Source organism: Paludisphaera mucosa, from assembly GCF_029589435.1.
Lineage (GTDB): Bacteria > Planctomycetota > Planctomycetia > Isosphaerales > Isosphaeraceae > Paludisphaera > Paludisphaera mucosa.
In genome coordinates, this window is record NZ_JARRAG010000001.1 from 1,216,420 (window position 1) to 1,227,596 (window position 11,177).

Sequence of the window (11,177 nt, forward strand, 5' to 3'; positions counted from 1 at the left end):
AAAGCCCCTGCGCCGCGATCGTCGGACTGCCTCCTTGACGGAGGCCCTCGCAACGGCTAACTTGGATTGTGACAAGATAATACGAATCTGAACGTTCTCGACGGCGGCCGGCGTCCTTCCACGTCCGACCTGAAACGTCGATTTCCCGTTCAGCGGCCCACCCGAGTCGGCGATACAGCCGGATGGAACCGGCTCCTTCCCTCTCCTAGCAGAGGCGTGCGTGCAGGCCCCGAGGCCCCCTGGCTTCGTCCTCGTCGGGAGCTGTTGGACTTTCTTGACTGGCCCTGTCCAGGAGTTTTCGAGTCCGATGTCCACGTCCAAGTCCAAGTACGTCTACACCTTCGGCGGCGGTAAGGCCGAAGGACGCTCCGACATGAAGGAACTGCTGGGTGGCAAAGGCGCGAACCTCGCCGAGATGAGCTCCATCGGCATACCCGTTCCCGCCGGCTTCACCATCACCACCGAGGTCTGCCACGAGTACTACGAGGCCGGCCGCAAGCTCCCCGAGGCCGTCAAGCCCCAGGTGGAGGAGTCGCTGGAGCTGGTCGAGAAGCTCTCCGGCAAGAAGTTCGGCGACTCCAAGGATCCGCTCCTGGTCAGCGTCCGCTCCGGTGCGGCCCTGTCGATGCCGGGCATGATGAACACGATCCTCAACCTGGGCCTGAACGACGTCGTCGTCGAGGGCCTGGCGGCGAAGACGGACAACCCCCGATTCGCCTACGACGGGTACCGTCGCCTGATCGACATGTTCGGCTCGACGGCGATGGGCGTCGACCACGAACACTTCGAGCACGAGCTGACGAAGCTGAAGGATGAGAAGAAGGTCAAGCTCGACACCGACTTGTCGGCCGCCGACCTCAAGGAACTGGTCAAGCGGTACAAGGCCGTCTACTCCAAGCACGTGGGCGAGGGCTTCCCGCAGGATCCGAAGGATCAGCTGTGGAAGGCCATCATGGCCGTCTTCAACAGCTGGATGGGCAATAAGGCCGTCCAGTACCGCCGCATCGAACGGATCACCGGCCTCAAGGGGACGGCGGTCAACGTGCAGGCGATGGTCTTCGGCAACACGGGCGGCAACTCCGGGACCGGCGTCGCCTTCACCCGCGACCCGAACACCGGCGAGGACGTCTTCTACGGCGACTACCTCATCAACGCCCAGGGCGAAGACGTGGTGGCCGGCATCCGCACCCCCGAGCCGATCTCCAAGCTCGACTCCGAGATGCCCAAGGTCTATCAGCAGCTGATGGACATCCGGAAGAAGCTCGAGTCCCACTACAAGGAAATGCAGGACATCGAGTTCACCGTCGAGAACGGCACGCTCTACATGCTGCAGACCCGCACCGGGAAGCGGACCGGGTCGTCGGCCGTGCGGATCGCCGTCGAGATGGTCAAGGAAAAGCTGATCGACGAGAAGACCGCCCTCAAGCGGGTCAACCCGGACAGCCTGAACCACCTGCTGCTGCCGCAGCTTGACCCCAAGGCCAAGGTGAAGTCCGTGGCCCGCGGCATCGCCGCCAGCCCCGGCGCCGCCTGCGGCAAGGTCATCCTCTCGGCCGACGCCGCCGTGGCCCACCATGAGGCCCATCCCAACGATCCGATCCTCCTCGTCCGCAAGGAGACGAGCCCCGAAGACGTCGCCGGCATGCACCTGGCGAAGGGCATCCTCACGGCGACCGGCGGCAAGGCCAGCCACGCGGCGGTCGTCGCCCGCGGCTGGGGCAAGCCTTGCGTCGTCGGCTGCGAAGGCATCGTCATCGACGAGAAGGGCGGCAAGCTGACGATCGGCGGCCAGGACGTCAAGGTCGGCGACTACGTCACCATCAACGGCACGAACGGCGACGTCATGATCGGCCAGGTGCCGACCGTCGACCCCAGCATCTCCGGCCACTTCGCCGAGCTGATGGGCTGGGCCGACAAGGCCCGCACGCTCAAGGTTCGGACCAACGCCGACACCCCGGCCGACGCCCGCAAGGCCCGCGAGTTCGGCGCCGAGGGCATCGGCCTCTGCCGCACCGAGCACATGTTCTTCGAAGGCCAGCGCATCGTCGACATGCGGAAGATGATCCTGGCCGACGACACCGCCGGCCGCGAGAAGGCCCTCGCCGCCCTGGAGCCGTACCAGCGCGAGGACTTCGTCGGCATCTTCGAGGCGATGGACGGACTGCCCGTCACCATCCGCCTCCTCGACCCCCCGCTCCACGAATTCCTGCCCCACGACGACGCCGGCCAGCAGGAAGTCGCCAAGCAGCTCGGCATCCCGGTCGAGAAGGTCAAGCTACGGGTCGAGCAGCTACACGAGTCGAACCCGATGCTGGGCCTCCGCGGCTGTCGCCTGCCGATCAAGTTCCCCGAGATCGGCGACATGCAGGTCCGCGCCATCCTCGAGGCCGCGATCGAGGTCAAGAAGAAGGGCAAAAGCGTCCTGCCCGAGATCATGATCCCGCTCGTCGGCACCGTCGAGGAGTTGGCGATCCTCAAGAAGCGGGCCCTGGCCGTCGCCGAAGAAGTCTTCAAGAAGGCCGGGACCAAGGTCGAGTTCCTCATCGGAACGATGATCGAGATCCCCCGCGCCGCCCTGACGGCCGACCAGATCGCCGAGGAGGCCGAGTTCTTCTCGTTCGGCACCAACGACCTGACGCAGCTCACCTTCGGGTTCAGCCGCGACGACATCGGCTCGTTCATGCCGGCCTACGTCGACCAGAAGATCTTGCCGGTCGACCCGTTCCAGACCCTCGACCAGCGCGGCGTCGGCCAGCTCGTCGAGATGGGCACGGAGCGGGGCCGTAAGGCTCGCAAGGAGAAGCACGACCAGCACCTCAAGGTGGGCATCTGCGGCGAGCACGGCGGCGATCCCGAGAGCGTCGTCTTCTGCCACAAGATCGGCATGGACTACGTCTCGTGCTCGCCCTTCCGCGTCCCCATCGCCCGCCTGGCCGCCGCCCAGGCCGCGCTCGGTGCCGTCCAGCGCGACAAGTGACCTGATCGTCGCCGATAGCTGAAGACCACGAAGACCGTCGGACCCCCTGGTCCGACGGTCTTGTTTTTGCTCCCCCTTTTCGGGCACGATCGACGGGCGGCCGCGACCTCGCGTAGAGGTTCGGCCGACCCGGTTCGACCACGCCACCTCGACGGGACGATGACATGCCGATCCGCCTCAAAGACGCCCTGCCGATCGCCCTCGGACTCCTTGCTCTCGCCCCGCCGGCGATCCCGGCCGCCGAAGATCCTCCGGCCGCCGCCGTGCTCAAGGGCAAGGCCGCCCTGGGTGACTGGACGACCGACGGGCCGGGCGTCCGTCGCCTGATCAAGCTCGACGACCTGGCGACGCCGTTCGACACCCCGTCCGCCCAGAATCATCCTCGGGTCGTGCCGCAGCCGGAGGGAGCCTGGCCCAAGGCGCCGGCGGGATTCGAAGTGTCGAAGTTCGCCACCGGCCTGAACCAACCCCGGGTGATCGTCACCGCCCCCAACGGCGACCTCTTCGTCGCCGAGAGCGCCGCGGGTCGCGTGCGGATCCTCCGCGACGCCGACGGCGACGGCAAGCCCGAGGCTCAGGAGGTCTTCGCAACCGGGCTCAAGCGACCGTTCGGGATCGCCTTCCACCCCCTCGGCGCCGACCCGAAGTACGTCTACGTGGCGAACACCGACTCGGTCGTCCGCTACCCGTACAAGTCGGGCGACCTCAAGGCGACGGGCGAGGGCGAGGTCCTCATCAAGGACATCCCGACCGGCAACGAGGCGGTCGGCGGCGGCGGCCACTGGACGCGCGACGTCCAGTTCTCGCCCGACGGCAGGACGCTCTTCGTCTCGGTCGGCTCGCGGTCCAACGTGACCGACGACGCCAGCGAGACCCGCCGCGCCGACATCCTGGCGTTCGATCCTGACGGCAAAAACGAGAGGCTCTTCGCCTCGGGCATCCGCAACCCGGTGGGGCTCGCGATCGACCCGGCCACGGGCAAGCTCTGGACCTCGGTCAACGAGCGCGACGGCCTGGGCGACGACCTCGTCCCCGACTACATCACCCACGTCGAGGAAGGTGGCTTCTATGGCTGGCCCTGGTACTATCTCAGCGGAGCGAACCAGGATCCGCGGCACAAGGGCAAGCATCCCGAGCTGAAGGACAAGGTCATCGCGCCCGACGTCCTGCTCCAGTCGCACTCCGCGTCGCTCGACCTCGCGTTCTACACCGGCGAGGCGTTCCCCGCCGAGTATCGCGGCCACATCTTCGCCGCCGAGCACGGCTCCTGGAATCGCGCGCGGCGCACCGGCTACAAGGTGGTCCGGGTGCCGGTCGAGAAGGGGGTCGCGACCGGCGAGTACGAGGATTTCCTGGTCGGTTTCGTCACGCCGGACGGGAACGTCTGGGGACGTCCCGTCGGCGTCGCGGTGGCGAAGGACGGCTCGCTCATGGTGACCGACGACGCCTCGGGGACCGTGTGGAGAGTCGCCCATGTCGGCAAGAAATGAGATCCGCCGGCCGGTCGCACGCGGCGGCTTCACGCTGATCGAGCTGCTGGTGGTGATCGCGATCCTCGCGGTCCTGATCGCACTGCTCCTCCCCGCGGTCCAGGCCGCGCGGGAGGCGGCCCGCCGGGCTCAGTGCACGAGCAGCTTGAAGCAGATCGGGATCGCCCTCCAGAATTACCACGACGCGATGGGGAGCTTCCCGGTCGGATTCCTGGTGCCCTCGGCCCCCGTCCCGGCGACGACCTCGGTGTCGCAGTACCGCTGGTCGGCCCTGGCGCAGCTCGCGCCTTTCCTCGAACAGCAGGCGTTGTTCCACGCCCTGAACTTCGATTTCGCGGTCGGCTACCGGCCCACGGGCGCCTCGGCCTTCTGGCCGTTTCACCCGGCGAACTCGACGGCGATGGCGACCCGGGTCGCACTTTTCGTCTGCCCGAGCGACGGGGCGCCGGCCCCCGCAGTGGACTCGGGGCCGACGAGCTACGCCTTCTGCACCGGCGACGGATCGAACGGCGGCGATGCGACCGGGGCCAACGGGCTCTTCATCCTGGGCCCGTCGCGTTCGATCCGCGACGTTCTCGACGGCACGAGCGGGACGGCTACGACCTCGGAACACCTCCTGGGGATCGCCGGACCTTACACGCAGACGACTCCAACCCCCATCCCACATCCGCTCTCCCGCGCCTTCGCCCGGGCCGCGGCCCCCCTGACGGACGAGTCTTGCGCCGCGGCGCCGCTGGGATGGCTCTTCTACAAGGGGTCGGGCTGGTGGGACGGGAACCACTTGAACACCCTCTATAATCACCACGAGACCCCCAACGGCCGTCGCGTCGATTGCATCACGTACCACAACCCGGGCTGGACGGCCGCGAGGAGCCAGCATCCGGGGGGCGTGAATCTGCTCTACTGCGACGGCCACGCGGCGTTCGTCGGCGACGAGATCGATCCCGCCGTCTGGCAGGCGACGTCGACCCGGGCGGGGGGCGAGATCGTGTCAGGGACGCTGTGAGCCTCACTCGCAGGAATTTCCTCGACGAGCGGGAACCTTCGCCGCGATCGAGGGTCTGACGGTCTTGCGGGATGAACGGAGTACGGGAGGGAAGGGGACGCAATGGGGATGGAAGCGCAGGCCGTTGGGGAGGAAGCGAAGCCCATTCGCCGGGCCGTGAACCCGGAGGAGGTCCGAACGGAGGTCCCGCTCGACGACCTCCGGGTCCAGATGCGCCGGGAGCTGATCCTGGTGCTCATGCTGGCCTCGGTGCAGTTCACGAGCATCGTCGATTTCATGATCGTGATGCCCCTGGGGCCGCAGCTCATGCGCGTGCTGGGGCTCACTCCCGACCAGTTTGGACGGATCGTGTCGTCCTACACGGTCGCCGCGGGGATCGCCGGCTTCGTCGCGTCGTTCGTGATGGACCGATTCGGCCGGAAGACCGCGTTCCTGACGCTCTACGCGGGGTTCCTGCTGGGCACTTTGCTCTGCGGACTGGCGTGGAATTATCCCACGCTCCTCGCCGCGCGGCTGGCCACGGGTGTCTTCGGCGGCATCCTGGGGGGCCTGGCGTTGGCCATCGTCGGCGACGCCGTCCCGGAAAGCCGCAGAGGGCGGGCGACGGGGGTCTTGATGTCGGCCTTCGCCATCGCCTCGGTCGTGGGGATCCCGGTCGGGCTGAAATTGGGAACCGCGTTCGGCTGGCAGATCCCGTTTTTGGTCCTCGCGGGCCTCGGGCTTCCTACGCTTTTCGTCGCCCTGAAGGTATTGCCGCCGCTCCGGGCCCACATCCGCCGCGGCGAGTCGACGTCGGTCTGGCGCAAGGCCGTAGAGATGTTCGCCCACGCGAACCACATCCGGGCCTTCGCGCTCACCGTGGCGATCATGTTCGGCGGCTTCACGGTCATCCCGTACATCAGCGCCTACCTGGTGCGGAACTGCGGCTTCCGCGAGGGAGACCTCTCCTGGGTGTTCGTCAGCGGCGGGCTGCTGACCCTGATCGGAGCCCCGTTGATAGGCCGGGCGGCGGACAGGTTCGGCAAGCTGCGCGTCTTCCGGATCGTGGCCTCCGTCACGATCGTCCTGCTGATCGCCATCACGAACCTCGGGGTCGTGCCGATCTGGGTCGCTTCGGCCGTCTTCGGCTGCTTGATGCTGGGGAACGCCGGACGAATGGTCCCCGCGATGGCCATGGTGACGGCGAGTGTCGAGCCCTCGCAACGCGGCGGCTTCATGAGCGCCAACTCGGCCGTACAACACCTCGCCGCGGGGATGGCCGCCTACGTCGGAGGCCTGATCTTGCGCGAGGCTCCGGACGGATCCCTGCTGCAATTCGATCGCGTCGGCTACTTCGCGGCGGCGTTCACGGTCGTGAGTCTGTGGCTCGCCGGTCGACTTCGGTCGGCGAGCCCTTCGTCGAGTGCGGCCGAGGTTCAGTCGGCCTCCAGCCTATAGTGCCCGCGAGTCGTCTCGACGGCGCGGCGCCACCGCTCAAGCGCCTTCGCCCGCCACAGGTAGCCGCGGGCGGTCTCGAACGTCCGGCCTCCCGAGGCGAGCAGCGCCAGGGCGGTCGCACGATCCGACCAGACGCCCGCTCCCAGGCCGGCGAGTAGCGCCGCGCCGAGGGCCGTGGATTCGGTCTCCGGGCTGCGCACGACCGGCCGGCCGAGGACGTCGGCCTGGAACCCGAGGAAGGCGTCGGAGCGAGACATCCCGCCGTCGACGTTGAGGGCCGCGAGCGGTTCGCTGAGGTCCTCCTCGATCGCTTCGATCAGGTCGCCGACCTGGAACGCCACCCCTTCCATCGCCGCGCGGGCGATGTCGGCGAGGGTCGTGGCGCGTGTGAGCCCGTAGAGCGTCCCGCGCGCGGCGGGCTGCCAGTGCGGCGAGCCCAGGCCGGTGAAGGCGGGGACGAAGACGACCTCGCCCTCGGGATCGCCCCTCATCGCCAGGTCGCCGATCTCGGAGGCGTCATGGATGACCTTCAGCCCATCTCGGAACCACTGCACGGCCGCCCCGGCGATGAAGACGCTCCCTTCGAGGGCGTACTGAGGAGGCTCGTCGCGGGTCGTGGCCGCGCGCGTCGTCAATAGCCCGTGCGTCGACGGGATGATGCGCGCTCCGGTGTGGGCCAGGAGGAACGCGCCCGTGCCGTAGGTGCACTTCGCCTGGCCTTCGCTAACGCACCCCTGGCCCATAAGGGAGGCCTGCTGGTCGCCGGCCACGCCCGTGATCGGGATGCCGTCCGGCAGGTAGTCGAGCCCCCGGGTCGCGCCGAAATCGCCCGCGCTGGGGCGGATCTCGGCCAATAATGATTTCGGCACGTCGAATAGCTCGCATAGCTCGTCCGACCATTGGTCGGTCGCGAGTTCCATCAGCAGCGTGCGCGAGGCGTTGGTCACGTCGGTCAGGTGGTCCCCTCCGGTGAGGTGTCGGATGAGCAGGGTGTCGACCGTGCCCGCGGCCAGTTGGCCGGCCTCGGCCTTGCGACGGGCACCGTCGACGTGATCCAGGAGCCAGGCGATCTTGGTGGCCGAGAAATAGGGGTCGATCACGAGGCCGGTCAAACGCGAGACCACGCCCTCCTTGCGGCGGAGCCGGTTGCAGACGTCGGCGGTGCGGCGGTCCTGCCACACCAACGCCGGCGCGATCGGCTCGCCGGTCGCGCGGTCCCAGACGATCGTAGTCTCGCGCTGGTTGGTGATGCCGATGGCGGCGATCTGCTCGGCCCGAACCCGGGCGTTGATCAGGGCCGTCGTGACTTCGGCCCCGACCGAGGCGACGATCGTGCGGGGGTCGTGCTCGACCCAGCCCGATCGAGGGTATGTCAGCGGAATCTCGTGCTGGCCCTGGCCCACGGGCTTGAGCCGGAGGTCGTAGACGATCACGCGGGTGCTCGTCGTGCCCTGGTCGATGACGAGGAGATGATCGCGGGCCATGGGAGAGGGCCTCATTCAGGGTGATCTGGTCGCGGTATTCGTTTCAAACTACCATGAGTCGAGGACCGCGTCGCCAGACCGGCGGGACCCGACGGCCCTTCAATCGAGGTCGATGACATGCCACCGACGATCATCCCCCTGGCCGGTATCGCCCTCCCCTTGATCCTGGTCCCCACGATTATGCTGACCAAGAATCTGGGCCAGAGGCGCTATTACCGGCACCTGGAACGGATGCAGGCCCTCAAGTCGGGCCTCCCCGTCCCCGCCTCGACCCCGCTGCCTGGGCCCGGTTCGGTCGTGGCGATCGGCGCCGGAGTCCCGATCGTCTCGATCCTGGGCGCGCTCATCGCGACTGCATCGATCCCGTGGGAGTCGCCGGACGTACTGCCGCTCACGGCGATCATCTGGAGCATGTCGCTGTTCCTGGCCTTGGGAGGGCTGACCACGGCCCTGATCCTGGGCGTGCTGCTCCACCGGGCGCATCGGCGGTCGACCTCGACCGACGCCGCCGCCTCAGCCAAGCCGGCCTACGACCCCGACATGTTCGAGCCCGCCGGCCGCGGCTACTGATCGTCCCGGGAGCCGTCCCCAAGCGAAGTCGAGCGTTCTCACCAGGCCCGCTCCCGCCCAGATCGCCATCAGCGGCTCGATGGGGATGTGGAATCGGGCCGAGACGATCGTCAGGGCGTGGAAAAGGCTTATCGCCCCCACCGTCGCCAGCATCGGGGCCGACCGTCGCCGCAAGGTCGCGCCGGCGGTCGCCAGTCCCAGGAGCGACAGCCCCGTCAGGCCCAGATGAGACGCCCGGTAAATGAAGACCCGAGACCTCGGGTTCGTCTCGTCGAAGAGCCAGAAGTACCGAAATCGCCGGACGCAGAGCCCCACATATCGCAGGGCGTCCTTTCGGATGTCGGCGATCGCCCTTCGAAGCAGGACGCGAGATCGCTCCGGCTCGGAGAGCGTCTCCAGGTAGCGACGATCCTCCGCGGTGAATGCGACGTCGTCGATGTATCCCGCCGTGTGCCGAGCCTCCCAGACCGTCCGATTGTAGGCGGCGAGGCTGCCTGCGTCTTTCGCCCCGTCCATAACCCCCTCGACGGATGCGCGGACGACCTTGTCCGTACCCTCGCTGATGGCGCAGTTCCCCTGCCAGAAGGCGTAACCGAACGTGCTCTTGATCGGCACGAACTCGCCGTGGACGAACGCGTTGCGAGCGATCCAAGGCGTGACGCCGAGGGCGGCGACCATGACGACGACGGCACCCAGCGACCAGCTCGATCGGGACGCGGACGCTTCCGTTCGCGACAGGGCGAGCACCGCGAACAGCCCCGGCGCGACGAGTCCCAGGATCGGATCCGTCAGGGCGCACAGGGCAAGCAGCAGGCCGGCGATGATGGCGTCCCCGTTCGAACCCGAAGCGCCCGCCCTGACGGCCCAAACGAACGTCCAGACGACCAACGTCGCGGCGAGAAGCGCGACCTGGACGTGCGTCGCGGCGTAAACGAGCGTCGGATGCAGCGCGGCGATCCATGCGGCTGACCAGGCGACGGCCGGCCGCTCGGGCGCGGCCCAGGTCGCCAGTCGGAAAACGCCGAGGACCATCAGGCCGCCCAGGAAGGCCTGCCCCAGCTCCAGGATCAGCAGCGATCTCGGTCGCTCAACGCCCCCCAGGGCGTACGCGGCGGCGACCACGAGCGGATAAACCGGGGCCTGTTGCGACGTCGGGCCGTCGACGCCCAGAAAGTGCATCGCGAACCCTCGGCCCGCGACGAGCGAGGCGGCGATCTCGCCGTGCTCGTAAGTCGACCGGGGAACGTGGTGGCTCTGAAGGACCAGCACGGCGGCGGCCCGCACGAGGACTGCGGACAGCAACAGGACGGCCAGCCAAGGGCGGCTCCCCTTCACAATCGCTCCTCCGGGGTGGGATCGCGCCCGACAGGATCCACATCCCTCCGAGCAGGCGCGGGGCGATCATGATGGAGAGGCGACGGATGGTCAACGTCGATCCCCACGGGTAACTTCGAAGCATGATCCGACTGGCCGACGATCTGGAATTACTCCGGGGATTTCCCCCTTACGCTTTCAACGTCTACCTGATGGGCGGCGTCGTGGTCGATGCGGGGACGCGCTTCGCGATGCGACGCATCCTGCGTCAGCTTCGGGGACGGAGGGTCGAAGCTCACGCCCTGACCCACGCCCATCCCGATCACCAGGGGGCGAGCCACGCCATCTGCGAGACGCTCGGCGTGCCCCTCTGGTGCGGAGAGGCCGACGCCGACGCGGCCGAGACCGAAGGCCTCGTCATGTCCAGGATGCCTCCCCACTGGCTCACCCGCGCGGTCGGCCCGCATTGGACCGGCCCTTCGCACCCCGTGGCGAGAAGGCTTCGCGAGGGCGACGTGGTCGGCGGCTTCACCGTCCTGGAGACCCCCGGCCACACCGCGGGCCACGTCTCATTCTGGCGCGAGTCCGACCGCGTGCTGCTCCTCGGCGACGTGGTCGCGAACCTGAACATCTATCTGGGAATCCCGACGCTCCGCGAGCCGGAGCGGATTTTCTCGCTGGATCCGGCGGCGAATCGTCGGTCGGCGAGGCGGATGGCGGCCCTGGAGCCTCGGCTGATCGCCTTCGGCCACGGGCCTCCGTTGCGCGATCCCGGACGCTTTGCGGACTTCACCGGCCGCCTCCCCGATTAAGCCCGAATCGCTTCGACCTTGCCGGATTTCTCGATTTCGATTGAAGTGCGGCCGATCGACCGCCGATCCCTGATCTGAGACGCACTT

8 protein-coding genes are annotated in these 11,177 nt (G+C 67.9%); 6 read left to right on the plus strand and 2 right to left on the minus strand.

Translation table 11 applies throughout. The features are described 5' to 3' along the window. The first annotated feature begins 307 nt into the window (after positions 1-307). The 4 genes from ppdK (at position 308) to PZE19_RS04925 (ending at position 6,910) form a co-directional block, all read left to right on the plus strand. Positions 308-2,977 carry a pyruvate, phosphate dikinase gene (ppdK, locus tag PZE19_RS04910; RefSeq protein ID WP_277859456.1) on the plus strand — a complete coding sequence of 890 codons (2,670 nt, stop codon included), beginning with the start codon at positions 308-310 and terminating at the stop codon, positions 2,975-2,977. Between the two features lie 164 nt (positions 2,978-3,141). Next, positions 3,142-4,467: a PQQ-dependent sugar dehydrogenase gene (locus PZE19_RS04915; protein ID WP_277859457.1), complete on the plus strand. Its 1,326-nt coding sequence runs from the start codon at positions 3,142-3,144 to the stop codon at positions 4,465-4,467. Further along, entirely contained in the window at positions 4,451-5,473 is a 1,023-nt protein-coding gene (locus tag PZE19_RS04920) for a DUF1559 family PulG-like putative transporter (RefSeq protein ID WP_277859458.1), read from the plus strand. Before PZE19_RS04915 ends, PZE19_RS04920 begins: the two co-directional genes overlap by 17 nt. A gap of 102 nt (positions 5,474-5,575) precedes the next feature. Beyond that, a complete protein-coding gene (locus tag PZE19_RS04925; protein ID WP_277859459.1) occupies positions 5,576-6,910 on the plus strand; it encodes an MFS transporter in 1,335 nt (444 codons plus the stop codon). On the opposite strand, the gene glpK is transcribed toward PZE19_RS04925, so the two are convergent. After that, complete coding sequence (gene glpK, locus PZE19_RS04930) at positions 6,889-8,394, minus strand: glycerol kinase GlpK (protein ID WP_277859460.1); 1,506 nt, start codon at positions 8,392-8,394, stop codon at positions 6,889-6,891. The genes PZE19_RS04925 and glpK overlap by 22 nt on opposite strands. A 117-nt stretch (positions 8,395-8,511) precedes the next feature. Here glpK and PZE19_RS04935 point away from each other — a divergent pair, with 117 nt between their 5' ends. Further along, positions 8,512-8,964, plus strand: coding sequence for a hypothetical protein (locus PZE19_RS04935; protein WP_277859461.1), 453 nt, complete (start codon positions 8,512-8,514; stop codon positions 8,962-8,964). Here PZE19_RS04935 and PZE19_RS04940 read toward each other — a convergent pair. Next, positions 8,908-10,299: a glycosyltransferase family protein gene (locus PZE19_RS04940; protein ID WP_277859462.1), complete on the minus strand. Its 1,392-nt coding sequence runs from the start codon at positions 10,297-10,299 to the stop codon at positions 8,908-8,910. The genes PZE19_RS04935 and PZE19_RS04940 overlap by 57 nt on opposite strands. A 122-nt stretch (positions 10,300-10,421) precedes the next feature. On the opposite strand from PZE19_RS04940, the gene PZE19_RS04945 reads away from it, so the two are divergent. Next, a complete protein-coding gene (locus PZE19_RS04945; RefSeq protein WP_277859463.1) occupies positions 10,422-11,090 on the plus strand; it encodes an MBL fold metallo-hydrolase in 669 nt (222 codons plus the stop codon). The last annotated feature ends 87 nt before the right edge of the window (positions 11,091-11,177 follow it).